Raw genomic sequence first — 25,885 nt, 5'->3', positions numbered from 1 at the left:
GTCTGCACCTTCCCATCGTGGCAGGGTCAAGCGCCGTGCACCACCGGCACCGCGGGCGCGCCCTCCCACTGCGAATGGGCGGGGATCGACTCGCCCTTCATCACGATGGTGAGCGGGCGCAGGCGGGCAAACGCGCCGACATGGCTGTCGTAGAGCACCGTCGAGAAGGCGCCGACCGAGACGCCGTCGCCCACTTCGACGCGGCCGACCTTCATGATGCGGTCCTCGTAGAGGTGGGTCTGGAGCGCCGCCGAGCGGTTGATCGCCGCGTAATCGCCGATCGAGACGCAGTCGAACTCGGTGATGTCGGTCATCAGAAGGCAGGCGCCCTTGCCGACCTTCACGCCGAACAGGCGTAGCACCCAGGGCAGGAACGGCGTGCCCATCAGGTGCTCCAGCAGCACCTTGCCGGCCAGGCCCCAATAGGCCACCGCGATGGCCTCGGTGCGCATCGCCCACCACGACCACATCGGCCGCATGCCGGGCCGGTAGCGGCCCATCAGCAGCCACTTGAGGGCGATGACGGTGGAGGTCTGGATCAGCGCGATGACGACGCTCGCCGTCACGAACGAGACCGCCAGCCCGAGCCAGTCGCCCTCCAGGATCGCCGGATAGAACACCCAGTCGATCGCGCAGATGGCGAGCGAGAGGTAGAGCATCGGCGAGAACGAGGTCGCGAAGGCCTCGAACAGGCCGCGCCGGAGCTTGGCCCACACGCTCGGCTGGAAGGTCTGGGCCGACGAGCCGAGATCGACCTTCTGGCGCACCGGCAGGCGGATCGGCGGCGAGCCGAACCACGTCTCGCCCGGATGCATGGCGTCGTTCTTCGGCGGCTTCGACTTGATGCCGATCAGCACGTCGTCGGGGATTTTTGCGCCGGGCGGCAGCACGCCGTCGTTGCCGACGAAGACGCGGGCGCCGGTCTCGACCGTATGGAGGTGCATCCAGCCGCGGCGGATTTCCTCCTCGCCCACCACCACCTCGTCGGCGACGAAGTTGTTGGCGCCGACCGAGACGAGGTCGTGGCGCGAGCCGAGATTGGTCGAGATCTCGGCGCCCTTGCCCATGCGGGCGCCCATCAGCCGGTACCACGCCCGCATGTAGACGGTGGCGAAGAGCGAGGAGAGCGTCTCCAAGGTCACTTCGGCCGCCAGCGCGACCAGCCACTTGCGCAGGTAGAAGCCCGACCAGATCGAGTAGGTGCCGGACGTCGCCCGCGGCAGCACCGCCCAGCGGATGCCGGAGATCAGCAGCACCGTGCCCGCCGTCATCAGCATGGCGGTGGGCCAGGTCAGAAGCGGCAGATAGGTGTGGTAATCGACGTCGGTGATCTCGGAGAGCCGGTCCGAGATCTGGTCGAAGATGTAGAAGGCCGGGAAGATTGGCAGCAGGCCGACGGCCGGCACCGCCGCGAGCAGGAAGGCGTAGACCGCGCCGAAGGCGGCGCGCCGCGCGGGCGAGGCGGTGGCGGGTTCGGGCAGGTCGGCGAAATCGACGGTGCCGACCCGCCGGCCCGGGGAGCCGTCCCAGGATTCGGCGGTGCCGACGGTCGTGCCGGCCGGCACGGTGGTGAGGTCGGCGATCTCGGCATGGTCCTCGATCACCGTGTTGTGGCCGATGACGCAGGAGGTGCCGACGGCGACGTCGTCGCCGATGGTCACGGGGCCGATGACGAGTTCGTTGCCGACCACCTCGGCATTGGCGATGACGAGCCGCCCGCCGAGCGAGGCGCCGCGGCCGATGGTGAGGAGATCGGGCGCGCCGACATCGAGGTCGGAGATCAGCACGTCGTCGCCGATCTTCGCGCCGAGCAGCCGCAGATAGGTGGCGAGGGCGGGCGAGCCCTGGAGCCACTTGATGTGGACCAGCGGGGCGAGGCGCTGCGCCAGCCACCAGCGGTAGTAATAGGCGCCCCAGAGCGGGTAGCGGCCGGGCTTGGTCCGCCCGAGGATCAGCCACTTGGCCGCGATGGCCACGGTCGCGGTGACCGCGTTGATGCCGATATAGACCAGCAAGAGGACGGCGAGTTCGCCCCAGAAGCCGAGCCCGCCGCCGGTGAGCAGCAGGTAGGTGACGAAGATGCCGAGCCACTGCGAGGTGGCCAGCGCGATCACGAAGGGGAGCGCGACGGCCTGAGCCAGTCCGCAGAGCGCGCGCCGCAGCAGCGGGGGCGGATCGAAGCTCAAATCGCGCACGGCGGTCTCGGCGCCGACGCCGCCGCTGCGCTCGATCAGGTTCGCGGCCATCACCCGGAGCGTGCGCCCGGCATAGACGTCCTGCAGGGTGATGCCGGCGAGCGCGGGGGTCTCGCGCACCGCGCCGACGAAGCGGGCGGCGAGCAGCGAGTGGCCGCCGAGTTCGGAGAAGAAGTCGGCCTCGAGCCCGATCGGCTGCTCGCCGAAGATTTTTTTCGCAGCCGCCAGGAGGGCGGCCTCGGTCTCGTTGTCGGGTTCTTCCTGCTCGCCGTCGCTCGCCGCGACGGTGAGGGGCGCGAGCTTGAGGGCCTTGCGATCGACCTTGCCGGAGGTCAGCCGCGGCAGGGTCTCGACCGTCTCGAAATGGCCCGGCACCATGTAGGGCGGCATCTGCGCCGCCAGATCCTTTCGCAGTTTGCCTCGGTCGATCTCGACGCCGCGCTCGGGCACCAGGAAGGCGACGAGGCGGTCGACCTCGTCGTCGCGGCGCAGCACCACCGCGGCTTGGTTGACGCCCTCCTCACCCCGGATGCGGGCCTCGATCTCGCCGAGCTCGACCCGGAAGCCGCGGATCTTGACCTGATCGTCGATGCGGCCGTGGAAGAGGATGTCGCCGTCCGCCGTCATCGAGACGGCATCGCCCGAGCGGTAGAGCACCGGGTCGGTGCCGTCGGAGGCGTAGGGGTTGGCGACGAACTTCTCCGCCGTCAGCTCGGGGCGCTTGAGATAGCCCTTGGCCACGCCGGGGCCGCCGATCAGCAGCTCGCCTTGTTCGCCGGGTTTCAGGAGGTTCAGCGCCTCGTCGGCGACGTAGACGGAGTAATTCGGGATCGGGCCGCCGATGGTGACGGGCACGCCCGGCCGCATCTCGGCGGCGGTCGCCACCACCGTCGCCTCGGTCGGGCCGTAGGTGTTGAACAGGCGCCGCGTCGGCGTCGCCCAGCGCGCCACCAGCGGCTCGGGCAGGGCCTCGCCGCCGAGCAGGACGAGGCGGACGGTGGGCAGGTCGCCGGGGATCATGGCGAGCAGCGTCGGCACCGTATCGAGCACGGTGACGCCGGCCCGCTCGATCAGGCCGGGCAGCGCCTCGACGTCGCCCATCATGGCCGGGCTCGCCACGTAGAGGCAGGCGCCGACGAGATAGGGGACCCAGATCTCCTCCATCGAGAGATCGAAGGCGACGGAGGCGCCCTGGAACACCACGTCGTCCGGGCTCATGCCGTAGACGGCGTTGCCCGAGCGCAGGAAGTGGCAGATGTTGGCGTGGCTGATGACGATGCCTTTCGGCACGCCGGTCGAGCCCGAGGTGTAGATCAGGTAGGCCGGGTGCTCGGGGGTGAGCCCGGCGGCGTCGAGATCGGGGGCGGATGCGTCGTCGGCGACTTCGCCCGACAACGCGGCGGTGGTGACGGGCGGCACGCCTTCCGGCGCCTGCGGGCGCAGATTGTGCGAGACGAACAGGGCTTTCGCCGCGGCGTCCGAGAGGCAGACCGCGACCCGGTCGGCGGGGGCCTCGGCGTCGAACGGGAGCCACGCCGCGCCCGACTTGGCGATGGCGATCTGGGCGATCAGCAATTCGGTGCCGCGGGCCATCCACAGGCCGACCACGTCGCCCGGCCCGATCCCGCGGGCGCCGAGCGCGGCGGCGAGCCGGTCCGAGCGGGCATCGACCTCTCGATAGGTCAGGACCGGCGGGCGCCCGTCGGGGCCGCTCCCGGCGGCGTCGATCAGGCAGGCGGCGTCGGGGCGCGCCCGCGCGGAATCGCGGAAGATCGCGGCCAGGGTCTCCCGGCGGATCAGGTCGGGCCGCGCCGGCCCGCGCAGGACCGCCCGGCCCGTCGGCGGGGGCGCCCCCTCGCCGTCCTGCCGGGTCGGGCTCATCTCGGCGAGACCGTCCATCCGCTGCTCCGTGCCGGCCCCTCGGCCGATCGATTGTCCGTCCGCCCCCCGGCGTCGGCGCCCCAGTAGCGCGGCGCACGGGGCGCTTTTGCGACGGGATCGCGCCGCCGTTGCGGCCCCACCCCGTCAGGGGCGTCCCATACACCCGATGAACGGCGAAGGAACCGGGGGGCTTCCGCGGGCGGGCGGTCGAAGAGCTCAGGTCCAGCGCCAGCCCTTGCCGTCGAGCACGAGGACGCTGCCCTGGCGGATGCCCATGCGGACCGCGGCGTGGATGTCGAGATGGCCGAGGATGACGAGGAGGGCGCGGGCGACGCCGCCATGGGAGACCATCACGGTGGGGCGGCGCAGCTCGGCCACCACCTCCTCGACCCGGGCCTCGACCATGGCGTAGCTCTCGCCGTTGTCGCCGCGCGGGCGGTAGCCCCAGCGGTCCCGGTCGCGGTCGCGGGCGCCCGTGGGGTCGCGGCGACGAATCTCGGCCCAGGTATGACCCTCCCAATGGCCGAAGCCGATCTCGCGCAGCCGCGGCTCGGCGCGGTAGCCCGTCGGCGGCAGGCCGATGCGGGCCCGCACCGTCTCCATGGTCCGGCGGGTGCGCAGGAGCGGGCTCGCGACGTAGTCGGCGGTGGGCAGGTCCGCCCCGGCGATGCGGCGCAGCCGGTCGGCCGCCTCCCCGGCCTGGGCGAGGCCGTGGGCGTTGAGATCGATGTCGCGATGGCCCTGCAGGCGCCCTTGCGCGTTCCAGTCGGTCTGGCCATGGCGCAGGAACCAGATCGTCGGCGTCTCGCTCACGCGGCCGGCTTCCCGGCGATCGGCCCCGCGGCCCGGCCACGGGAACGGCGGGGGCGGCGCATCTGTTTGGGGCTCAACGCTTCCCCTCCCCGCGGGCACGGTCCCGCGATCGGCTCACGAGCGAGTGATCTTCGGTATGAGCAAGACGAACGGCAAGGATGCGGACGGCCCGGAGCCGGGAAAAATCCGGGAAACAGCGTCGCAGGGTGACGCCGGACACAGGACGAAGGGCAAGGAAACCGAGAAGAAGGCCGAGAAGAAGGCCAAGCGGAGCGCCAAGAAAGCCGCCAAGCAGGAGGCACGGACGAGGCGGCTCGACGACCATCCGCCCTCCTCCGCCGCCTGGGCGCGGGCGGCGGATGCCGGGATGGGCACCGCGCCGAGCCTGTCGCCGCATCGGCATCCGCGCCTGGCGCGGGCGGCGCCCGGCATCGTCACGGTGGAGCCCGGCACCCGCTTCGCCCTCGCCTCGGTCGACGCGGACGCGACCGGGGGCCTCGACAAGGCCGAGGCCAAGGCGGCGCTGGCCGACGAGCGCGAGCGGATCAAGGCGTTGCAGGAGAAGCTCTATGCCGAGCACGCCCGCTCGCTCCTCGTGGTGTTCCAGGCGATCGACACCGGCGGAAAGGACGGCACCATCCGCTCCGTGCTGGAGGGCGTGAACCCGCAAGGGTGCCGGGTGTGGTCGTTCAAGGTGCCGAGCGCGGAGGAGCTCGATCAGGACTTCCTGTGGCGCTACCACGCCCGCGCCCCGGGCCGCGGCCTGATCGGCGTGTTCAACCGCAGCCATTACGAGGACGTGCTGGTGGTGCGGGTGAAGGGGCTCGTGCCGGAGGAGACGTGGCGCGAGCGCTACGGCCTCATCAACGATTTCGAGCGGCTGCTGACGCTGTCGGGCACCACGATCCTGAAGTTCTTCCTCCACATCTCCAAGGACGAGCAGAAGGAGCGCCTGGAGGCCCGGCTGGAGGATCCGGACAAGCACTGGAAGTTCGACCCGGCCGACCTCACCGAGCGGAAAAGCTGGGACGCCTACCGCACCGCCTTCGACGACGCGCTGTCGCGCTGCTCGACCCCCTACGCCCCCTGGCACGTGGTGCCGGCCAACCGCAAATGGGCCCGCAACCTGATGGTGGCCCGCACCATCGCCGACACCCTGGAGGCGATGGACCCGCGCTTTCCGCCGGCGCGGGAGGGGCTCGCGGGGCTGAAGGTGCCGGATTGAGGCGGGTCGCTCCCCTTGACGCGCAGCCCGAAAGAATTTCGTGCTGCGGCCATGTCCCGTAGCCCTTCCTCCGCCTCCGGCCCGCTCAGCGGCCGCCGCGTCCTCCTCGTCGTCGGCGGCGGCATCGCCGCCTACAAGGCGCTCGACCTGATCCGGCGCCTGCGCGATCGGGGGGCGGCGGTGCGCCCGCTGCTGACCGAGTCGGCGCAGGAATTCATCACGCCGCTCGCCGCCGCGGCGCTGGCGGGGGAACGGACCCATACCGACCTGTTCGACCGGGAGAGCGAGGCCGAGATCGGCCATATCCGGCTGGCCCGCGACGCCGACGCCATCGTGGTGGCACCGGCCACCGCCAACATGATGGCCCGGATGGCGACCGGCCACGCGCCGGATCTGGCCGCGACGGTGCTGCTCGCCACCACCCTGCCGATCCTGATCGCCCCGGCCATGAACGTGCGGATGTGGCTGCATCCGGCCACGCAACGAAACCTCGCGACCCTGAAGGCCGACGGGGTCACGGTGGTCGGCCCCAACGAAGGGGCGATGGCCGAGGCCGAGTTCGGCCCCGGCCGCCTCGCCGAGCCGCACGAGATCGCCGACGCGCTGGAGGCGATGCTGGCGCAACGCGCGCAGGCCGGCGGTTTCGGCTTCCTGGCAGGCCGCGAAACCCCGAAAAGACTCGCCGGGCGGCACGTGCTCGTCACCTCCGGGCCGACCCACGAGGCGATCGATCCGGTGCGCTACCTCGCCAACCGCTCCTCGGGCCGCCAGGGCCACGCGGTCGCCGCCGCCGCCGCGGAAGCCGGCGCCCGCGTCACCCTGGTCTCGGGGCCGGTGGCGCTCCCCGATCCGGCGGGCGTCACCGTGGTGCGGGTCGAGAGCGCCCGCGAGATGCTGGCCGCGGTCGAGGCGGCGCTGCCGGCCGATCTCGCGATCTTCGCCGCCGCGGTCGGCGACTGGCGCCCGGCCGAGACGCGCGGCGCCAAGATCAAGAAGGACGGCCACACGCCCGCCCCGCTGACGCTCGTCGAGAATCCCGACATCCTCGCCACGATCTCCGCCCGCACGGAAGGGCGCCCGCCGCTGGTGGTGGGCTTTGCCGCCGAGACCGACCAAGTGCTCGACAATGCCCGCAAGAAGATCGCGCGGAAGGGCTGCGACCTGATCGTGGCCAACGACGTCTCGGCGGAGGGCGGCGTGATGGGCGGGCTCGACAACACGGTCCACCTCGTCGCCCGCGACGGCGGCGTCGAGACCTGGCCGAAGCTCGGCAAGGAGGAGGTCGGGCGCCGGCTGGTGGCGCGGTTTTCGGAATGGTTGGCGGCCCGACCGGGCTAGAAATCCGTCTCAAGTCCCGGGTTCGGGATGAGCCTCCAAGATCTTTTGCCACATCGGATTTTTCGAGATCCGGTGCTCGCTTCGTCGGGCCGATCTCCCGGGGTCGCAAGACCAGGGGCCGGCCCGGCAAGGACGGGGCGCGATCCCCGAAAGCGCTCGTCCCGGACGGTGATCTTTCCAAGATTCGCCGTCCGATCGGCTTTGCGCCCGCGAATCTTCAAGTCATCAATTCTTAAGGCGATCCGCTCACATCTCGACGATCGAGCGAGAACGCGAAAAAATGTCGTCCTTCGAGCGGGTTCGCGCACAGGTCCATCGTTTCTTGGGCGAGGAGATGTTCGCCCGCTCCTCCGGCCCCGTCGCCGTCCGGCAACTGGTCGAGTTGCGGACCCAGGTCATCTCGCTCTACGCCCTGCTCTCGGTGAATGCCTGCGCCCTGGCCTTCACCCATTTCGGCCTCGCGCCGGCTTGGCTCACCCTCGTCTGTCCGGCCGTGTTCGTGAGCATCTGCGCGGCCCGCGCCCTGCAATGGTGGCGGATGCGGCCCGCGACCTTCTCCGAGGCGCAGGCCGAGCGGCACCTGCGCCTGACGACCGCCCTGGCCCTCGTCTTCGCGGTCTCCTTCGTCGGCTGGGCGATCGCGCTCGGCGTCCATGGCGGCCCCTACGAGCAGGGGCACGTGGCGATCTTCATCGCCATCACGGTGATCGGCTGCATCTTCTGTCTGACCCACCTGCCGCTCGCCGCCTTCGGGGTGACGGTGATCGTGACGGTGGCGTTCCTGATCCATTGCCTGACGAGCCGCAACGGCGTCTTCATCGCCATCGCCCTCAACACGACCTTCGTGACGGTCGTGATGGTGCGCATCCTGGCCAACAACTTCCGGGCCTTCATTACCCTCATGCGCGCGCAGTTCGAGGCGCAGCGCCTCGCCGAGGAGAATGCGCGCCTCGCCCTCAGCGACAGCCTGACCGGCCTGCCCAACCGCCGCGCCTTCTTCAGCGAACTCGAAGTCCTGACCGAAGGCGAGCCCCCGTTCGCGCTCGCGATCTTCGACCTCGACCGCTTCAAGCCGATCAACGACACCTACGGCCACAAGGCCGGCGACCGGGTGCTGCAGGAGACCGGACGACGCCTCGCCGGCTTCGCCGGGAGTGGGGTGAGCGTGGCGCGGCTCGGCGGCGACGAGTTCGGCGCGCTCATCCGCCCCTCGTCCGAGGGCGACGACGGGGCAGCGGTCTGCGCCCGCATCTGCGAGGCGCTGCGGGCGCCGATCCGGCTCGGGGAGACGTGGGTGACGGCGGGCTGCTCGGCCGGCCTCGCCCTCTATCCCGCGGCCGGCCGCGATGCGGCGGCGCTGTTCGACCGGGCCGACTATGCCCTGTACCATTCCAAGCTCAACCAGCGCGGCCACACCACGATGTTCTCGCAGGAGCACGAGAACGCCATCCGCACCGAGCGCGCCATCGAGGCGGCGCTCCACAGCCCCGACCTCGTCCGGGAGATCGAGGTGCAGGTCCAGCCGATCCTCGACCTGCGGACGAACCGCGTCGTCATGGTCGAGGGGCTGGCGCGCTGGACCCATCCGACGCTGGGCCGGATCGCGCCCGACCGCTTCATCGCGGCCGCCGAGCGCTGCGGTGCGATCCACCGGCTGACGACGACGCTGCTGCGCAAGGCGCTTGCCGACGCCGCCCGCCTGCCGCCGGGCATCGGCCTGTCGTTCAACCTCTCCTCGCACGACCTCGCCTCCCCCGAGACGGTCATCTCGATCATGGAGATCGTGCGGGCGAGCGGATTCGATCCGCGCCGCCTCACCCTGGAACTGACCGAGACGGCGCTGATGCGCGACTTCGAGCGCGCCTGCGACGCCATCACCCTGCTGCGGGCGCTCGGCATCCAGATCGCGCTCGACGATTTCGGAACGGGCTATTCGAGCCTCAGCTACGTCCACCGCCTGCCGCTGGACAAGGTGAAGATCGACCGCAGCTTCATGGCCGACCTGCACGCGCCCCGCGGCGAGCGCATCGTCGCCACCATCCTGGATTTCTGCCGGAATCTGGACCTGCCCTGCATCGTCGAGGGCGTCGAGACCGAGGGCCAGCTCGCGATCCTGCGCCGCCTCGGCTGCCGCTCGGTCCAGGGCTACCTGATCGGCCGGCCCATGCGGATGACCGCCCTGCTGCAGCGCCTCGACGAGATCGAAGCGGGCGCGGTCGAGGCCCCTCCGGCCCCGCGCCTGATCGCCTGATACGGTCCCCGCTTGATTCAAGCGGGGACCGTATCGGCAGCCCGCGCGGCCCTTGAGCGAAGCCCAAATCCGCCATCCCGAAGGGATCAACCGGATTTGGTATGAGGGGGCTGATTCGGCGGGGCAATCTGACGCCGGGGCCTTGCGGCCGCCGGCCCGGCCCCCACCTCCGCCCGCTCACGATACCGTGAGCGAACAGGAGCGAGACCATGGCCAAGGCCGACCGGCACAGCATGGGGCCCGGCGCGCAGGGCAAGGGCGACGGCACCGGCGCCATGACCGAGCTGCCCGAGGGCATGCTCGGCGAGAACGCGGTGCTGAGCAATCGCGACAAGTCCCGCCACTCGGACGAGCGCGGCCTCGACAGCCGCAACGTCCAGACCGAGCAGTACCACGACCATGTCGGCGCCCGGCAAGGAGACGCGGATGCGGAAGAAGCGAACACGAGCGGCGCGCCGGGCCGGATGACGGACGGCTCGGGGGACGAGAGCGGCCTGCGCAAGCAGGGCGGCTGACGCGGGCAGGCGTCGGAGCATCGCCCCGGAAACCGAAACCGGGGTGGTGCTCGCGATCAGGCCGCCATGTCGGGCTTCCACGAGCTGTCCAGCCACTTCCGCTTGCTCTCCTCCCGCGCGATCTTCCCGCTCGTCGACTTGATCAGGAAGCCGCGCGGCAGCACCGCGATGTAGGTCGGGGCGATGCCGCAGATCGCCAGGACGGCGTCGCGCAGGCTGGCCTTGAGGGCGGCCTCGTCCGCATTGTCGCTCGGCTCGGCCAGCAGCGACAGCCGGTCCGAGCCCACCGCCTGATCGTGGGGCGCGCAGAGCAGGACGCGGCCGGGCGCGACGCCGGGCAGGCGGGAGACCTCGTCCTCGACCTCGTGGGCGATGATGTTGCGGCCGTTGACGATCAGCATGTCGTCGTTGCGGCCGTAGACGGTGAGCTGCCCGTCCTTGACCCGGCCGATGTCGCGGGTGTCGTACCAGCCGTCGTGGAGACGCTCGGCCGTGAGCTCGGGCTGGGCGTGATAGCCTTCGAACAGGAACGGGCCGCGTAGATGGATCGCGCCGACCTCGCCCTCCGCCGCGGGCTTTCCGTCCTCTCCACGGATCTCGATCTCGACGCCGGGCAGCGGCGTGCCGGACGAGAGATAGGGCGAGGCGGGATCGCGCGCCGTCGGCACCCCGAGGCCGGTCTGGGTGACGGCGAAGACGTTCTCCGCCATGGCATAGCTGACGCCGAGCTTGTCCGGGCCGCAGCCCATCGCGGCGTAGCGCCCGGCGAAGGCATCGAAGCTCGCGCTGCGGGCCGGCTCCGAGCAGCTGATCACCCCCCGCAGCGAGGTCAGGTCGAACGTCCGTGCGCCGTCATCCGCCCGGACGATGTGGTGGAACGCGAAGTTCGGCAGCCAGACGAAGGCCGTGCGCTGCCGCTCGATGTGGTGAAGCAGCAGGGTCGGGTTCGCGACCCATTCCATGGCATCCAGGCTGACGATCGGGTTGCCCATGATCGTCGGCATCAGGAAGCTCGTGATGAGGCCCATGTCGTGAGAGAGGGGCAGCCAGGAGGCGATCCCGTCGCGCGGCCGCAAGCCGATGCTGGCGGCGTAGGCCGTCACATGCCGCCGCACGGTCGCGTGGCTCAGCATCACCCCCTTCTTGTGGCCCGTCGTGCCCGAGCTGTGCTGAAGGAAGGCCGTCGCGGCCGGATCGGTCGCGGGCAGGGCGTTCACGTCCGCCACCAGCGTCTCGGCGGAGACCGGCTCGATGTCCTCGATCCTCTGGACGGGCACCCAGCTCGGCAGGGTGGCCTCCAGTGCCCGCGTCGTGAAGAGGGCGCCCGGGCGGACGCGCTGGAGCAGGACGTCCATCGAACGCCGAAACACCTCCGGATCCTGCTTCGACGTGAGCGGCGGCAGGATCGTCGGGATGAGCCCTGCCAGAACGCAGCCGATGAACGTGCCGTAGATGTGCTCGCAATGCGGGAGCATGATGCCGACGATCGAGCCGCGCGGCAGATGTTCGAGGCGACGGGCGGCGCCCAGCGCATGGCGGAGCATCCCGCCGCAATCCAGGGGCCGCTCGGTGCCCCGGCTCACGAAGAGCGCGAAGCGCGTGTCGGGCGTCCGCAGGGCCCGAGCGACGAAATCGGCGAACAGGTTGGTGTCGGGGAGGCGGACCTGGAACAGGTCGGCCGGAGGAAGCTTCGTTCGGGATTCGAGCGCGACGTCCGGCCCCGACGGCGGATCCTGCGTGATCGCGGCCGTGATCGACGCCCCGTCAGGTTCGTCCGACGCGACGATGCCGAGATGGCGCAGCGCCTCGCGAATGGTCTGGACGGTCTTGGCGTCCGTTATGTCGTCGAAGGCGAACTGGATGCCGAATACCTTTTCCAGATGCGTCATGATGTTGAGCTGGCTCAAACTGTCCCAGCCATCGACGGTATCCGTGCCCGACGCCTCGTCGACGACCGTCGGCGCGACCTTGAGGTAATCCGCGACCGCCTCGGACAGCGAGATCGCGACGGTTCGAACCGTGGCCGCGGCCGGGCCGCGCCCATAGCTGCGGATTCCCATCGGGATCGTGTTCGCCTCGGGGGGCTCGGCCGCAGCCCGCGCGACCGTCTCCTGCGGAGGCGGCGGCAAGGGCTCGGGGCGAACGGAGATGCCGTCCGCCTCGCGAGGGGCCGGCGAGGCCGGAGCCTGAACGGAGCCGATCGGGTTCGCCGGCAATCCATCGAACTTCGCCACGGTGGTGAGGTAGAGGTGCCCCGCCAGAGCCCGGTAGACCTGACCCTCGAAATGGTCCTTGTCGGGCAGCTTGTAGAGAAGGGACGGCAGCTCGATCGGCGGAATCACGGCGACGCCGGACCCGGCCATCCGCTCGGCGAACAGAGGATAGAACGCCCGCGCACGTTCCTGCCGCACCGGATCGTCCGCCGCATTGTGGTAATGCGTGCAGAAGAAGACAATCCGTGCCCGGGGCTGCAGCTTTTTCAGATAACCGATAATCTTTTTCCAGCATTCGACCGACTGCGCCGTCTCGATGAGCGGAGTGTAGCGACACAGCGGCCAGAACGCTTGGCGTCTCGGACTTTCCCCCACGGCGGAGTTCACCTTGAACGTGCCCAGCTCGGGATTGACGCAGTGCACCAGCTTGCGCCCGACGTCTCCCAGATTGTCCATCAGCAGGAGGTCGAACTCCTCGTGCATCAGATTGTGCAGGAAGGGTTTCGTCTCCGGCGGCATGTTATTCCGGCCGCATAACTCCCTATAGTTTTCCGCAAGTTCGCCATGGAGCCAATCGGCTTTCGGATGATCCTGATACGCAAAAAATTCCTTCAGAGCCTCGATGTTCGGAAGCTTGCTTCGCTGCTCGATAAAATATTCAAGAAAGTGGTCGCTGCGAATGACGTTGACGTGATTAAGTCGCGTGCAGCCAAGTTCTGTCATCAATGCTGCCGGTAGGCTGGAAAGGCACGTTCCCAACGATGCTATCTTGAGCATGATCGTCGCCAATTTTTTGGTAGATCAATTTGCTGCAGCGAGGCCGGCGCTCCGTGCGGTTTCGTAGAGCACAATTCGGTGATGGCCGAAAGGGAGGCGCCGCCCTCGGCGCGGGGCGGCCTTTGCGGGTATCCTCGGCGGTGCGGACGAAACCCTTCCGGAGAGGCGGCATGACGGCGAACGCGGACGACGCACGACGGGAGCGACTGGCCCGGTTCCGGCCGGCTTCGGGCATGGAGACGCCGCGCTTCTCCGGCCTCGCCAGCTTCATGCGGCTGCCGGTGCTGGCGCCCGAGGCGGCGCCGGGCGCGGTCGAGATCGGGCTGATCGGCATCCCGTTCGACGGTACCACCACCAACCGGCCCGGCGCCCGGCTCGGCCCGCGGGCGGTGCGCGAGGCCTCCACCGGCACGCGGGCGCTCAACCACGCCACCGGCATCGCGCCCTACGCGCTGGCCGCCTGCGCCGATCTCGGCGACGTTCCGGTCAATCCCGTGGACGCCGCCGAGACCGACCGGCGCATCGAGGCGTTCTACCGCCCCCTCGCCGAGGCCGGCCTCGTGCCGCTCTCGGTCGGCGGCGACCACTTCGTCAGCTTTCCCATCCTGCGGGCGCTGGGGGCGGGGCGGCCGCTCGGGCTGATCCATATCGACGCCCACAGCGACACCGACGACAGCCAGTACGGCGGCTCGCGGCTGACCCACGGCACCCCGTTCCGCCGCGCCGTGGAGGCGGGCGTGCTCGACCCCCGGCGCTGCGTGCAGATCGGCATCCGCGGCAGCATGGATGCGGCGGACGAGCGCGACTGGGCCAAGGATCGGGGCATCCGCATCGTCGAGATGGAGGAGGTCTGCGCCCGCGGCCTGCCGGAGGTGGCGGCCGAGGCCCGCGCCGTGGTGGGTGACGCGCCGGCCTATCTCAGCTTCGACATCGACGCCCTCGATCCCGCCTTCGCCCCCGGCACCGGCACGCCGGAGATCGGCGGCTTCACCACGCGGGAGGCGCTGCACCTGCTCAGGGCGTTGCGCGGACTCGATCTCGTCGGCGCCGACCTCGTCGAGGTCGCGCCCCCGCTCGACGCCGGCGGCGTCACGGCGCTGGCGGGCGCCGGCCTCCTGTTCGAGATCCTGTGCCTGCTGGCCGAGCGGGTCGCGGCGCGGGCGGCGGCCTGAGCCGGCTTCCTCGCGTTCCCGGCGTCACGACGGCAGCCGCTCGATCAGTCCCTGGATCTCGCCCGGCAGCGGCACGCGGTCGTGGCGGTCGTAGAGGTCGCGCAGCTGGCGGCCGATCTCGGCGAGACTCATCGAGCCCTTCACGATCAGCCGGTCGGCCTGTCGCCCGAGGCTCTCCTTCTCGGAGGGCGTGATCTCCTTGGCGGTCAGCACCACCACCGGCACGTTGCCGTCGGGCCGCCCGCGCAGCGCCCTGAGGAAGGCGAAGCCGTCCATCACCGGCATCATCAGGTCGAGCAGGATCAGGCTCGGCCGCGCCGCATCCAGGCTCTCCAGCGCTTGGGCGCCGTTCTCGGCCTCGCGCACCTGCCAGCCGTCGCGCTGGAGCGTGCGGCGCACCCGCTCGCGGGCATCGGCATCGTCGTCGATGACGAGCACGCTGCCCTCGCACCCGGCCGGGCGATAGCGCTCCATCGCCTCCTTGAGGGCGCTCCAATCGACCGGCTTGACGAGGTAGTCGGTGGCGCCGAGCACGTGGGCGAGGCTGAACTCGTTGACGACGCTGGTGATGATCACCGGGGTCTCGGCGATGTCCGGGTCGGTGCGGATCGCGTGCAGCACCGCCCAGCCGTCCATGCGCGGCATCTCGATGTCGAGCAGGATCGCCCGCGGTTTCAGGGCGCGCGCCAGCGTCAGCCCGGCCCGGCCGTCATTGGCGGTGCGCACGCGGAACCCCTCGCGCTCGAGGAAGCGCTGGAGCAGGTCGCGGGCGGCGGGGTCGTCGTCGACGAGCAGCACCACGTCGTGCAGATGCGCCTCGCCCTCGGTGATCTCGTGGATGCGGGCCGCCACGCTCTCGGCCGCCTCCTCCTCCTCGTGCAAAGCCAGTTCGGCGGGCAGCCGGATCGTGAAGGTCGCGCCCTTTCCGTAGGTGCTGGCGACCTCGATCGCGCCGCCCATCCGCTCGCAGAAGGCGCGGGTGATGGCGAGGCCGAGGCCCGTTCCGCCGAACTGGCGCGTGGTCGATTCGTCGGCCTGGGAGAACCGCTCGAACAGCCGCCCCATCTGCTCCTCGGTGAGCCCGATGCCGGTGTCGGAGACGGCGAACGTCAGCCAGTCGGCGCCGTCCGCGCGGCTGCGGCGGACGCTCAGGGCGATGTCGCCATCCTCGGAGAACTTGGCGGCGTTGCCGATCAGGTTGATCAGCGATTGGCGCAGCTTCAGCTGGTCCTGATGCATCGCGCCGAGATCGGGGGCGAGGTCGAGGCGGAAGCGGTTGCGCTTCTTGGCGATCAGGCTTTGGGTCGCCGCCGACACGTCGTCGATCAGGCTCGCGACCTCGAAGGTCTCGGCGGCGAGCGTCATGCGCCCGGCCTCGATCTTCGAGATGTCGAGCACGTCGTTGATCAGCCCCAGCAGGTGGCGGGCCGAGGACTCGATCTTGCGCAGGTCGGGCAGCAGCTCGGCCTGGCCCAGATCCTCCAGTTCCTCGCCGAGCATCTCGGAATAGCCGATCACCGCCGAGAGCGGCGTACGCAGCTCGTGGCTCATGTTGGCCAGGAACTGGCTTTTGGCGAGGTTGGCGGCCTCGGCGGAAGCGCGGGCGCGCTCGACCTCGGCCTCGGCCTCCTTGCGCACGGTGATGTCGATGTTGAGCCCGACCCATTCGCGGATCGTGCCGTCCTCGGCTAGCACCGGCACGCCGCGCACCTCCGTGTCGCGCCATGCGCCGTCGTGGCGGCGCAGGCGATACTCGACCTCGTAGGGGCGGACCTGCTCGACGCATTCGGCCCAGACCTCCGCCGCCCGCGCCCGATCCTCGGGATGGACCGCATCGACCCAGCCCCAGCCCTGATAGGCCTCCTCGCTCTGGCCGGTATAGGCGGCCCAGCGCGGCTGGGGCGGCAGGAGCTCGCCCTCCGCGTTGGTGTTCCAGATCACCGCCGCGGAGGCGTCGATCAGCGCGCGGAAGCGTTCTTCCGAGAGGCGCAGCGCCTCTTGCGCCTCGCGCGTCTCGGTCACGTCGGTGTTGGTGCCGTACCAGCGCTCGACCGTGCCGTCGGGCCCCCGCACCGGCTCGGCGAGCGACAGGAACCAGCGGTATCGCCCGTCCTTCCCGCGTAAGGGGAAGGTGTCCTGCCAGGATTCGCCCGCCGCGATGCAGGCGGAGAAGCGCGCGGCGGCCCGCTCCAGATGGTCCGGGTGGTGCAGCTTGCGCCAGCCGTGATCGGCCATTTCGGCGGGCGTCGTGCCGGTATAGTCGTGCCAGCGGCGATTGTACCAGAACAGGTTGCCCGCCCCGTCGGCGATCCAGGCGAGCTGGGGCAGCGCGTCGGCGAGGTTGCGGAAATCGGCCGCGCTCGGCGGGGAGGGCTTCGCGTCCTGAGCGCTCATGGTGTGGTCCTCCATCGTCCGTCCCCTTCAGCGCCGCAGCCGGTTGCCGAGCACGAAGCCGAACAGGCCCATCAGCACGATGCCGACGGCGCCCTGCACGCCGACGAGCAGGTTGGTGATGCGCCCCTCCGGCTTCACCCCGATCTCCGGCGGGTTGGCGGTGAGCATGTTGAGGGCGCTGTAGCTCACGAGGTCGAGGGGATTGTAGGTGGGCACGCCCGTGCCCTCCCGCGACAGCCCTCCGGTCGCCCCGTAGGCGCCCGCGAACAGGACGATGCCGATGGCGAAGGCGCGGGCGATGCGCGAGAGGCTTTCGCCGTAATCGCACAGCCACTCGACGAAGCGGTCGGCGACCCAGCGATAGCCGTGGGCGAGGCTTCCCCGCAGATCGCGCCGGGCCAAAGCCTTGCGGGCCTGCTGGCCGGCATGGCGGCGGCCCATCCGGCGCCCGCGCTTGTAGGCCCAGCTCGCCCCGGCATGGCTGCCGATGCTCTGGAGGTTGCGCTCCAGCGTCAGGTAGCTCGCCTGCGCCGCCTCGTATTCGCCCGCGGCCTCCTCCCCGACCGCGCCGCCGAGTTGCTCGTGCGAGAGCCGCACGCCCTCCAGCCACGCGCCCGCAAAGCGCGCATGGTGGAGCTTGCAGGTCGTCAGATCGAGCCGCACCAGGCTGGTGCGCGAGAAATCCGCCTCCGACAGGTCGGCCCCGTCGAGGCGGCAGCCGGCGAGGTTGGCGCCCCGCAGGCGCGAGCCGACGAGCCGCGCCTTCTTCAGGCTGGCCCCCTCGAAATCCGCCCCCGTCAGGTTGCAGTCGGACAGGTTCGCCTCGTCGAGCCGGGCGGCGCGGAACACGGAATCGTCGGCATCGGCCCCGGTGAAGTCGGTGCCCCACAGGTCGGCGCCGGGAAAGCGCGCGCCGTCGAGCAGCGCTTTCCCGAATGTCGCGAAGCGCATCACGGCGTCGGAGAAGTCGGCATCCTCCAGCATCGCCTCGCCGAAGACCGCTTGGCCCCCCGCGACGCCGCGAAAGCGCGCGCCCGAGAGGTCGGCGCCGGAAAAGTCCGCCTCCTCCAGGCAGGCGCCCTCGAAGCCGGCCGAGCGGGCGAGCACGCCGGGCAGCCGCGCCCGCCGGAGGTTGGCGCCCGACAGGTCGGTCTCTTCGAGGTCTGCTTGCGCGAGGTCGGCCCCGCCGAGATCGAGCCCGCCGGTCTCGGCGGTCCACCACCGGGGCGCGGCGTTCGCCTCGATGCGCGGGGCGAGGGCGGCGCGCCCCAGGCGCATTCCGGCGAGCCCGCCCCGGCCCGCTCCGTCGAGGACCGCCGCCCCGGCGCCGAGCTGCGCCAGCAGGGCGGCGACGCGCGGATCGTCCTCCGTCCCGCCATGTTGCACCGCCGCGTCCCGCACCATATCCCCCCTCGCACCGCCGACCTGAGCGATACAGGCAGGCGGGGGCGGATGGCGAGACGCTTGCACCGCGGCGATTGTGCGACCCGGCGGGCGTTCCGTGCGTTGATGCGGGGCGCCGTGGCGGCGCGAGAGGGGATGGGCGGGCGTGTCGGGCAAGATTCTGCTGGTCGAGGACCACGAGGAGATCTGGGACTTCCTGTCCCGGCGCCTCAAGCGCCGCGGCTACGAGGTGGTGCTGGCCCATGACGGCGAGGCCGGCGTGCAGCAGGCCCGCGCGGCCCAGCCCGACGTGATCCTGCTCGACATGAACCTGCCGGTGCTCGACGGCTGGTCGACTGCCCGTGCCCTGAAGGCCGGTGGCGACACCCGCGCGATCCCGATCATCGCGCTCACCGCGCACGCCATGTCGGGCGACCGCGACAAGGCGATCCAGGCCGGCTGCGACGATTATCATCCGAAACCGATCGATTTCCCCAAGCTGCTGAGCCAGATCGGCGCGGCGATCGGGGCGACGTCCTGAGCGCGGGCGCAGGGCCCGGGAGGCATCGGTCATGAGCGAGGATCCGGTCACGGCGCGCCTGATGCGGCGGGCGCTGCCGGTGGTGACGGCGCTCGCCTCGCTGCTCCTCGTCGTGACGCTGGCCGGCTCCCTCTATCTCGGCCGCGACATCCTCGTGCCGGTGGCGCTCGCCATCCTGCTCAGCTTCGTTCTGCTGCCGGCGGTGCGGGCCCTGCGGCGCCTCCGGGTGCCGCGGGCGGCGGCCGTGCTGGTCGTGGTTCTGCTGGCCTTCGGCATCCTGGCCGCGGTCGGCGGGCTGATCGCCCGCGAGGCGGCCCAGCTCGCCACCGACCTGCCGCGCTACTCCATCACCCTGCGCGACAAGATCACCGCCTTGCGCACGGCAACCGCCGAGCGCGGCGGGCTGTCGGATACCTTCTCCGGCTTCTTCGACATGGCCGAGGAGATCGGCAAGGAATTGCAGCCGCCGACCCCCGAGAGCGCGGACGAGGCCCGGCTCGGCACGGCCGAGCGGCCGATGCAGGTCGAGATCCACGCGCCGCGCTCCGGCGTGCTGAAGACGCTGGGCTCGGTGGCGGGCGGTGTGCTGCATCCGCTGGCGACCCTCGGCCTGATCCTGCTGTTCACGATCTTCATCCTGCTCCAGCGGGAAGACCTGCGGAACCGCGCGATCCGGCTCGCCGGCTCGAGCGACCTGCGCCGCACGACGGCGGCGATCGACGACGCCACCGGCCGCCTCAGCCGGTTTTTTCTCGCGCAGCTCGCCCTCAACCTCGCCTTCGGCGTGGTGATCGGCTTCGGGCTCTGGGCCATCGGCGTTCCGAGCCCGATCCTGTTCGGCGTCATCGCCGGCATCGCGCGGTTCGTGCCCTATATCGGCGCGGTCATCAGCGCGGTGCTGCCGCTCGCCATCGCGGTCGCGGTCGATCCCGGCTGGTCGATGGCGATCCAGGTCGCGATCCTGTTCGTCGTGGTCGAGCCGATCGCCGGCCACGTGGTCGAGCCGCTGCTCTACGGCCACTCCACCGGCATCTCGCCGATGGCGGTGATCCTGGCCGCCACGATCTGGACCTTCCTGTGGGGGCCGATCGGCCTTCTGCTCGCCACCCCGCTCACCGTCTGCCTCGTGGTGCTCGGGCGCCATGTCGAACGGCTCTGGTTCCTCGACGTGATCCTCGGCGACCGGCCCGCGCTCGGGCCCCAGGAAATCTTCTACCAGCGCATGCTGGCGGGCGATCCCGACGAGGCGATCGAGCAGGGGCGGCTGTTCCTGAAGGAGCGCGCGCTCGTCACCTACTACGACGAGGTGGTGCTGGCCTCCCTGCGGATGGCGCAGGGGGACGCCGCCCGCGGCAGCCTCGACCGGGAGCGGCAGGGGCAGGTGGGATCGAGCGTGCGCGCGGTGGTCGAGACGCTCGGGCAGGTGCGGGCCCGCGGCCTGCCGTTCCTCGGCCGGCGCCAGAAAACCGCCAGCGCCGAGGCGGAGGCGGCGTTTGCCGCCGTCGGGCCGGACCGCAGCGACGCCGCTATCGTGCTGCGGCCCGAGGATCTGGCGCCCGCATGGCGCGTCGCGACGCCGGTTCTGTGCGTGACGAGCGGCGGCGCCTTCGACGAGGCCGCCACCCTGATGCTGGCCCAGACCCTGACCCGCCACGGGCTCACCGCGCGGGCGGTGTCGCGGGACGCGCTGCGGGACCTGACGCCGGAGGAGCGGCCGGCGATGATCTGCTTCTCCTATCTCGACCCGATCAGCCTGTCGCAGATCCGCCTGACCCTTCGCCGTGCCCGCCAAGCGGTGCCGGGGGTGAGCGTGATGGTCGGCTTCTGGCGCGAGCGCGATCCGGCCTCCCTCGGGCGCCTGCGCCGCCAGATCGCCGCCGACCGCCTCGTCACCTCGCTGGGCGACGCGCTGGGCGCCGCGCTGGAGCAGGCGCGGGCGGCGCCGGAGGCGGTGCGGCAGGCCGCCGAATAGGGCGATCCCCTCCCCGCAAAGGAAGGGACAACCCGCGCTGGACCGCCGCCCGGCGCGAAGATACTCCGGCAGGACGCGTAAAAACGGCGGGAGATGCCCGGGTGACATCCGACGACACGCCCGAGATCCTGCTGATCCGCCAGACCCGGCCGGACGTGGCCGAGCGTCTCTCGGCCCGCTTCCGCCTGCACCGGCTGGAGGCGGCGCCCGACCGCGACGCGTTCCTATCCGAGGTAGGACCGCGTATCCGGGGGCTGGCCGTCGGCGCGATGACCCCGATCGATGCCGCCCTGTTCGACCGGTTGCCCAAGCTCGAGATCGTGTCGAGCTTCGGCGTCGGCTACGACACCATCGACGTCGCGGAGGCCGCGCGCCGCGGCGTCTGCGTCACCCACACCCCCGACGTGCTCTCCGACGAGGTGGCCGACCTCGCGCTGGGCCTCCTGCTCGCCACGGTGCGGCGCATCCCGCAGGGCGACCGCTACCTGCGCGAGGGCCGCTGGCGGCAGGCGAGCTTCCCGCTGACCACCAGCCTGCGCGAGCGCCGGGCCGGCATCCTCGGCCTCGGCCGGATCGGCCGGGCCATCGCGACGCGGCTCGACGCCTTCGGCGTGGCGGTCGCCTATCACGGCCGCACGCCGCAGGACGTGGATTATGCCTATCACGACAGCCTGATCGGGCTGGCGCAAGCGAGCGACATCCTGATCGTCGCCGCCCCCGGCGGGCCGGAGACCAAGGGGATCGTCGATGCCGCGGTCCTGGAGGCGCTCGGGCCGGAGGGCATCGTGATCAACATCGCCCGCGGCAGCGTGATCGACGAGGCGGCGCTGACCGCCGCGCTCCAGGCCGGCACCATCCTGGGCGCCGGGCTCGACGTGTTCGAGAACGAGCCGCACGTGCCGGACGCTCTCGCCGCCCTCGACAACACCGTGCTGCTGCCGCATGTCGGCTCCGGCTCCCACTACACCCGGGCGGCGATGGGCCGGCTCCTGACCGACAACCTGTTCGCGTGGTTCGAGGGGAAGGCGCCGCCGACCCCCGTTCCCGAGACGCCCTTGCCCGAGACCCCAGTGCCCGAGACGCCCGTTCCGGGCCCCCGATGAGGCTTTTCGAAGTGCCGCGCCTGCGCTCCGCGTCCCTCGCCCTCGTCGCCCTCCTGCCGCTCGCCGCCGCGGCGCAGGAGACCGCGCCGCCGCCCGATAGCGGGACGCCCGCCCCCTTGCCCTCCGCCCTGCCTGCGACCTTGCCCGACACCCTGGCCGGGGCGGCCGGGAGCTGGGACCTCGCCATCGCGGGCGGGCAACGGCGCTGCGTGCTGACGCTCTCGGCCGACAGCGGCCCGGCCGGCCGGATCGTACGCTTCCCCGCGGGCTGCCGCCGGGCGCTGCCGGTGATGGCCGGCATCGCCGGCTGGCTCTATGCCGAGGACGGCATCCGCCTCGTCGATACCAATGTCCGCCCGATCCTCGCCTTCACCCGCGAGCCCGACGGGCGCAGCCTCGGCGCCACCGCCGGGAGCGGCGAGCGCTACAGCCTCGTGCCCCTTCAGATCGCCGCCATGCGCCCGGCCTCCGAGACGCCCGCGTCCCCGGTCTCACCCGCCGCCGCGACGGAGCCGGCCGCCGCCCCCGCGCCGCCGCCGGAGGGCCCGGCGCCGGGCCTCTACGCCCTCGACCGCGCCACGCAGAAGGACATCTGCCGCCTCGAATTGTCGCCGCCGGATGCGGCGGCCAAGGAGATGGCGCCGGTCCGCCTCCTGCCCGGCTGCCGCGACAGCGGGATCACGGTGTTCGATCCGACCGGCTGGCGCTTCGCCGCCGGCCACCTGACCCTCAAGGCCCGCCGCGGCCACGCGGTGAACCTCGTCGCCCTCCCGGACGGCCGCTGGCGCCGCGACCCGGATGTCGGGGTGACGCTAGTGCTCCGGAAGGTGGAGCCGTAGGGCATCGAGTCCACGCCCGGCCGGCTCCGCATCGGCCTTGTCCGAAGTCGGTTCCCACCTTTCGGGCCGATGCTCTATGCCGAGAGAAACCGGCCGACCTGTTCGCAGAAGAACGCCGGCTCTTCCTCGGCCACGAAATGTCCGCTCCCCTCGGCGACGAGGCTTTCCAGCCGTGTCGCCCGCGGCCGCATCGCGGCGGCGAGACGGTCCCCGACGCTGTGGCGACCGCCGATCGTCAGCACGGGCATGTCGAGCCTGCGCCGGCCGAACGATGCGGCGAGCGCGGCATCGTCCGGCAGGGCGCGGTAGAGGTTGAAGCCGGCCGTCATGCCGCCGGGCGTCGCGTAGTGCCGCGCATATTCCGTGATCGCCGCCTCCGTCACCGCATCCTGACGGTGCGACCACGCCTTGATCTGCGCGCGGATGTAGTCGCGCTCGCGGCCTTCCGTGAGCAGCTCGGGAAATCCGGGCGCCATGTGGAAGCCGTAGTGCCAGGCGCCGCCGTGCAGGGCGTCGCCGCTCTCGGTGCCGGGCACCGCGCAATCGACCAGGACGAGCCGCTCGACGCGCTCGGGATGCAGGTAGGCCAGGGCGAAGGCGACCTTCCCGCCCATGTCGTGGCCGACGACATGGGCCCGGCCACCGGCCGCCTCGACGATCAGCGCCGCGATGTCGGCGGCGAGCGTGCGCTTGTCGTAGCCCGCTACGGTCCGCTCGGAGAGGCCGATGCCGCGAAGGTCCGGGGCAATGAGGGTGAAGGAGCCGGATAGCCGCTCCATCGTCTCGCGCCACGCGAACCAGGTCTGCGGCCAGCCGTGCAGCAGGACGACCGGCGGGCCCTTGCCGAGGGTGACGGCGTGGAGCCGGATGCCGTTGGCCTCGATGAAGCGACGGCGACCGCCCGGCGGCAGCGGCGCAGCCTCCGCCTCGCGGTCCGGAGCGCTCTCCGCCAGCGCCCGCCTTCGCGGCAGCAGGGAGCCGGCCATCGCGCCGAGCAGAAGGGTTCGACGTCCGAGAGTCACGGGCCTGCTCCATCGGTTTCGACGGCGCGAGTTTGATGATTTCCGCGACTCCGACTATCGGTGGCGGGGGCATGGTTTCCATAACCCGTGGTTATCGATGAACGCCGTCTCCGCCCTGCGGGTCTTCGTCCGCGTCGTCGAGCGCGGCTCCATGACCGCCGCTGCCCGCGACCTCGGCATCTCGCAGCCCGCCGTCAGCAAGATCCTGCGCGACCTCGAAGGGCAGCTGGGGGCGTGCCTCCTGCAGCGAAGCTCCCGCGCGATGCGGCTCAGCGAGCAGGGGCGCGTGCTCTACGAGGCGACGAGCGGCGCGCTCTCGACCATCGATGCCGCCATCGAGGATGTCCGCGGCGGCGCCGGCGCGATCACGGGCGATCTGCACATCCACGGCCCCGTCTGCGTCGGGGAGCGCCATCTGAGCCGGATCGTCTTCGACTTCCAGGGCCGTCACCCCGCCGTGAGGGTCTCGCTGACGCTCGAAGACCGCGCGATCAATCTGATCGAGGCCGATATCGATCTCGCCCTGCGCGTCGGTCGGCCCGAGGCGCAGGACCTGATCGTGCGGCGCATCGGAGCGAGCCGGCGCCTGCTGGTCGCGTCGCCCGACTATCTCGCGCGGAACGGGACGCCCCGGAGCCGCTGCGACCTCGCGCGCCACGGGCTGATCGTCTCGACCACGATCCTGTCTCGCCAGGGCACGATCACCCTCTGCCGCGGGCGGTCGACGACGGAGGTGCAGGCGCATCCCGTTCTCACGACCAACAACCCCCAGGTGCTCGTCGGCGCCCTCGAAGCCGGCCGCGGCATCGGCACCGCGCAGCACCTGCTCGTGGCCGATCACCTGGCATCGGGCCGCCTCGTCCGCGTCCTGCCCCAGGACGAGGTCCGGGCGAGCGAGCTGTTCCTGACCTATCCGCCCACGAAGTTCATGAGGCCGGTCGTCCGGGCCTTCATCGACTTCATGGTCCCGGCGCTGCGCAGCATCGAAGGAATCGTCTGACCGCGCGAGGGGAGCCGAGCCCGCCCGCCCCTCACAACACCGCCCGCGCGGCGAGATGCGCCCCGAGTCCGAGCAGGCCGACGAAGAAGCACTTGCGGAACACGGGCTCGCTGACCCGGCCGCGGACCCAGCCGCCGAGGAACATGCCGCCGAGCGCCGGCAGCAGCGCCAGGAGCGAGACGCCCGCGATCTTCGGCCCCAGCACGCCGGTTCCGGTGAGCGCGACGGCCAGCGCGATGGTCGAGACGGTGAACGACAGGCCGAGCGCCTGGATCAGGTCGTCCTTGGTCAGCCCGAGCCCGCCGAGATAGGGCGCGGCCGGGAAGGAGGAGACGCCGGTCGCCGCCGTCACCACGCCGGTCGCGGCACCGACGAGGGGGGCGAGCCAGCGCTCGGTGGCGGGCGCCACGGCCAGCCGCAGGGCGGCGAGCCCGTAGGCCGCGTAGATCATCAGGGCGAAGCCGAGGGCGATGGTGGCCTCCCGGCCGTAGCGCCCGTGCAGCAGGGCGCCGGCGGCCAGCGTCGTCAGCGTGCTCGCTACCAGAAGCGGCCACAGCCGCCGGGCCAGCGCGCCGAAGCGCGGCCCCGCCACGAGCTGCCAGACATTGGTGACGAAGGCGGGCACCACCAGGATCGCCGCGGCCTCGGCCGGGGTCATGACGAGGCTGAGCAGCCCCACCGCGACCGGCGGCAGCCCGAGCCCGACCACGCCTTTGACGAAGCCGGCCAGCAGGAAGGCGAAGGCCGCGATGGCCAGCGCCGACGGATCGAGGGGGAAGGTCATGCGAGGGTCCGGTGGGTCGTCTTGATGGGGCCGGCGCGATGACGGCCCGGAAAAATCCCGCGCCGTCAGGGTGAGGCGATACTGAGGCTCTCGGTCCATGAACCGCATCGTCTTTTGCCGAAAGCCGGAAACCACCTTTCGGGACGATGCTCCAGGGCGCGAGGAGGCCGGAGCCAAGCGTCGTCGGCGCAGGCATCGACGTCACAAAAATCAGTCGCCGAGCAGCATCGCGTCCCGGAAATCGATCGCCGGCTCGGCGCCGGCCGCGGCGGCGGGCGGCTCGATGCGATGGGCCGGGATGGAGCAGCTGCGCCCCGCGTCCGACCGGGTCGCGAAGGCCGCGAGGGCGAGGAGCGCCGCGAGAACGATCGCGGTGCTCTCCAGAAGCGTCTGTCCGGAGACGAGGGTGGGTGCCTGCCGTGCCATGGGCGAAAGCTTCGGCGGGACGGGCACGGGGGACAATGCGG

General features: G+C 71.3%; 18 protein-coding genes. 10 read left to right on the top strand and 8 right to left on the bottom strand.

What is annotated here, in order from left to right:
• Nucleotides 1-26: 26 nt before the first annotated feature.
• Nucleotides 27-4,094, bottom strand: a complete 4,068-nt coding sequence (locus BM140_RS00855) for a Pls/PosA family non-ribosomal peptide synthetase (RefSeq protein ID WP_425287031.1) — start codon at nt 4,092-4,094, stop codon at nt 27-29.
• Nucleotides 4,095-4,292: 198 nt separating this feature from the next.
• A complete protein-coding gene (locus BM140_RS00850) occupies nt 4,293-4,889 on the bottom strand; it encodes a histidine phosphatase family protein (protein WP_091941009.1) in 597 nt (198 codons plus the stop codon).
• A 136-nt stretch (nt 4,890-5,025) separates the two neighbouring features.
• On the opposite strand from BM140_RS00850, the gene BM140_RS00845 reads away from it, so the two are divergent.
• The 4 genes from BM140_RS00845 (at nt 5,026) to BM140_RS00830 (ending at nt 10,218) form a co-directional block, all read left to right on the top strand.
• Nucleotides 5,026-6,114: a polyphosphate kinase 2 family protein gene (locus BM140_RS00845; RefSeq protein ID WP_244535228.1), complete on the top strand. Its 1,089-nt coding sequence runs from the start codon at nt 5,026-5,028 to the stop codon at nt 6,112-6,114.
• Between the two features lie 51 nt (nt 6,115-6,165).
• Nucleotides 6,166-7,452: a bifunctional phosphopantothenoylcysteine decarboxylase/phosphopantothenate--cysteine ligase CoaBC gene (coaBC, locus tag BM140_RS00840; RefSeq protein ID WP_091941007.1), complete on the top strand. Its 1,287-nt coding sequence runs from the start codon at nt 6,166-6,168 to the stop codon at nt 7,450-7,452.
• A 334-nt stretch (nt 7,453-7,786) separates the two neighbouring features.
• A complete protein-coding gene (locus BM140_RS00835) occupies nt 7,787-9,703 on the top strand; it encodes a putative bifunctional diguanylate cyclase/phosphodiesterase (protein ID WP_091941698.1) in 1,917 nt (638 codons plus the stop codon).
• Between the two features lie 209 nt (nt 9,704-9,912).
• A complete protein-coding gene (locus tag BM140_RS00830) occupies nt 9,913-10,218 on the top strand; it encodes a hypothetical protein (protein ID WP_091941006.1) in 306 nt (101 codons plus the stop codon).
• A 56-nt stretch (nt 10,219-10,274) separates the two neighbouring features.
• Here BM140_RS00830 and BM140_RS00825 read toward each other — a convergent pair whose 3' ends face one another.
• Nucleotides 10,275-12,950, bottom strand: coding sequence for an AMP-binding protein (locus tag BM140_RS00825; RefSeq protein ID WP_091941004.1), 2,676 nt, complete (start codon nt 12,948-12,950; stop codon nt 10,275-10,277).
• A 428-nt stretch (nt 12,951-13,378) separates the two neighbouring features.
• Between BM140_RS00825 and speB the strand changes: the two genes are divergently transcribed.
• Nucleotides 13,379-14,380, top strand: a complete 1,002-nt coding sequence (gene speB, locus BM140_RS00820; protein WP_091941002.1) for an agmatinase — start codon at nt 13,379-13,381, stop codon at nt 14,378-14,380.
• A gap of 24 nt (nt 14,381-14,404) precedes the next feature.
• On the opposite strand, the gene BM140_RS00815 is transcribed toward speB, so the two are convergent.
• On the bottom strand, nt 14,405-16,774 hold the full coding sequence (locus BM140_RS00815; protein ID WP_091941696.1) for a hybrid sensor histidine kinase/response regulator: 2,370 nt from the start codon (nt 16,772-16,774) through the stop codon (nt 14,405-14,407).
• 27 nt (nt 16,775-16,801) lie between these two features.
• Nucleotides 16,802-18,178, bottom strand: a complete 1,377-nt coding sequence (locus BM140_RS00810; RefSeq protein WP_425287030.1) for a pentapeptide repeat-containing protein — start codon at nt 18,176-18,178, stop codon at nt 16,802-16,804.
• A gap of 145 nt (nt 18,179-18,323) precedes the next feature.
• Here BM140_RS00810 and BM140_RS00805 point away from each other — a divergent pair, with 145 nt between their 5' ends.
• The 4 genes from BM140_RS00805 to BM140_RS00790 all read left to right on the top strand — a co-directional run bounded on the left by BM140_RS00805 (nt 18,324) and on the right by BM140_RS00790 (nt 22,612).
• A complete protein-coding gene (locus BM140_RS00805; protein ID WP_091941000.1) occupies nt 18,324-18,698 on the top strand; it encodes a response regulator in 375 nt (124 codons plus the stop codon).
• Nucleotides 18,699-18,729: 31 nt separating this feature from the next.
• Nucleotides 18,730-20,670 carry an AI-2E family transporter gene (locus BM140_RS00800; RefSeq protein ID WP_091940998.1) on the top strand — a complete coding sequence of 647 codons (1,941 nt, stop codon included), beginning with the start codon at nt 18,730-18,732 and terminating at the stop codon, nt 20,668-20,670.
• A gap of 101 nt (nt 20,671-20,771) precedes the next feature.
• On the top strand, nt 20,772-21,773 hold the full coding sequence (locus BM140_RS00795) for a 2-hydroxyacid dehydrogenase (RefSeq protein ID WP_091940996.1): 1,002 nt from the start codon (nt 20,772-20,774) through the stop codon (nt 21,771-21,773).
• Nucleotides 21,770-22,612 carry an AprI/Inh family metalloprotease inhibitor gene (locus tag BM140_RS00790; RefSeq protein ID WP_091940994.1) on the top strand — a complete coding sequence of 281 codons (843 nt, stop codon included), beginning with the start codon at nt 21,770-21,772 and terminating at the stop codon, nt 22,610-22,612. Before BM140_RS00795 ends, BM140_RS00790 begins: the two co-directional genes overlap by 4 nt.
• Nucleotides 22,613-22,686: 74 nt before the next feature.
• Here the strand turns inward: BM140_RS00790 and BM140_RS00785 are convergent, their stop codons facing one another.
• Nucleotides 22,687-23,634 (bottom strand): alpha/beta fold hydrolase, encoded by a 948-nt coding sequence (locus BM140_RS00785; protein WP_244535227.1) that lies wholly within the window; start codon nt 23,632-23,634, stop codon nt 22,687-22,689.
• Between the two features lie 97 nt (nt 23,635-23,731).
• On the opposite strand from BM140_RS00785, the gene BM140_RS00780 reads away from it, so the two are divergent.
• Nucleotides 23,732-24,634 (top strand): LysR family transcriptional regulator, encoded by a 903-nt coding sequence (locus BM140_RS00780; protein WP_091940990.1) that lies wholly within the window; start codon nt 23,732-23,734, stop codon nt 24,632-24,634.
• A gap of 31 nt (nt 24,635-24,665) precedes the next feature.
• Here the strand turns inward: BM140_RS00780 and BM140_RS00775 are convergent, their stop codons facing one another.
• Together BM140_RS00775 and BM140_RS00770 are read right to left on the bottom strand one after the other, a co-directional pair.
• Entirely contained in the window at nt 24,666-25,418 is a 753-nt protein-coding gene (locus BM140_RS00775) for a sulfite exporter TauE/SafE family protein (RefSeq protein WP_091940988.1), read from the bottom strand.
• Nucleotides 25,419-25,628: 210 nt separating this feature from the next.
• Nucleotides 25,629-25,844, bottom strand: coding sequence for a hypothetical protein (locus BM140_RS00770; protein WP_091940986.1), 216 nt, complete (start codon nt 25,842-25,844; stop codon nt 25,629-25,631).
• Nucleotides 25,845-25,885: the final 41 nt, after the last annotated feature.

The organism is Methylorubrum salsuginis, from assembly GCF_900114375.1.
Lineage (GTDB): Bacteria > Pseudomonadota > Alphaproteobacteria > Rhizobiales > Beijerinckiaceae > Methylobacterium > Methylobacterium salsuginis.
This window is presented reverse-complemented; position numbering and strand designations above follow the sequence as displayed.

What these genes read in the sequence shown, in the direction of transcription:
- BM140_RS00855 (WP_425287031.1), bottom strand. Translation starts at nt 4,094, where the DNA reads ATGGACGGTCTCGCCGAGATGAGCCCGACCCGGCAGGACGGCGAGGGG.
- BM140_RS00845 (WP_244535228.1), top strand. Translation starts at nt 5,026, where the DNA reads ATGAGCAAGACGAACGGCAAGGATGCGGACGGCCCGGAGCCGGGAAAA.
- coaBC (WP_091941007.1), top strand. Translation starts at nt 6,166, where the DNA reads ATGTCCCGTAGCCCTTCCTCCGCCTCCGGCCCGCTCAGCGGCCGCCGC.
- BM140_RS00835 (WP_091941698.1), top strand. Translation starts at nt 7,787, where the DNA reads ATGTTCGCCCGCTCCTCCGGCCCCGTCGCCGTCCGGCAACTGGTCGAG.
- BM140_RS00830 (WP_091941006.1), top strand. Translation starts at nt 9,913, where the DNA reads ATGGCCAAGGCCGACCGGCACAGCATGGGGCCCGGCGCGCAGGGCAAG.
- BM140_RS00825 (WP_091941004.1), bottom strand. Translation starts at nt 12,950, where the DNA reads ATGCCGCCGGAGACGAAACCCTTCCTGCACAATCTGATGCACGAGGAG.
- speB (WP_091941002.1), top strand. Translation starts at nt 13,379, where the DNA reads ATGACGGCGAACGCGGACGACGCACGACGGGAGCGACTGGCCCGGTTC.
- BM140_RS00815 (WP_091941696.1), bottom strand. Translation starts at nt 16,774, where the DNA reads ATGAGCGCTCAGGACGCGAAGCCCTCCCCGCCGAGCGCGGCCGATTTC.
- BM140_RS00810 (WP_425287030.1), bottom strand. Translation starts at nt 18,178, where the DNA reads ATGGTGCGGGACGCGGCGGTGCAACATGGCGGGACGGAGGACGATCCG.
- BM140_RS00800 (WP_091940998.1), top strand. Translation starts at nt 18,730, where the DNA reads ATGAGCGAGGATCCGGTCACGGCGCGCCTGATGCGGCGGGCGCTGCCG.
- BM140_RS00790 (WP_091940994.1), top strand. Translation starts at nt 21,770, where the DNA reads ATGAGGCTTTTCGAAGTGCCGCGCCTGCGCTCCGCGTCCCTCGCCCTC.
- BM140_RS00780 (WP_091940990.1), top strand. Translation starts at nt 23,732, where the DNA reads ATGAACGCCGTCTCCGCCCTGCGGGTCTTCGTCCGCGTCGTCGAGCGC.
- BM140_RS00775 (WP_091940988.1), bottom strand. Translation starts at nt 25,418, where the DNA reads ATGACCTTCCCCCTCGATCCGTCGGCGCTGGCCATCGCGGCCTTCGCC.
- BM140_RS00770 (WP_091940986.1), bottom strand. Translation starts at nt 25,844, where the DNA reads ATGGCACGGCAGGCACCCACCCTCGTCTCCGGACAGACGCTTCTGGAG.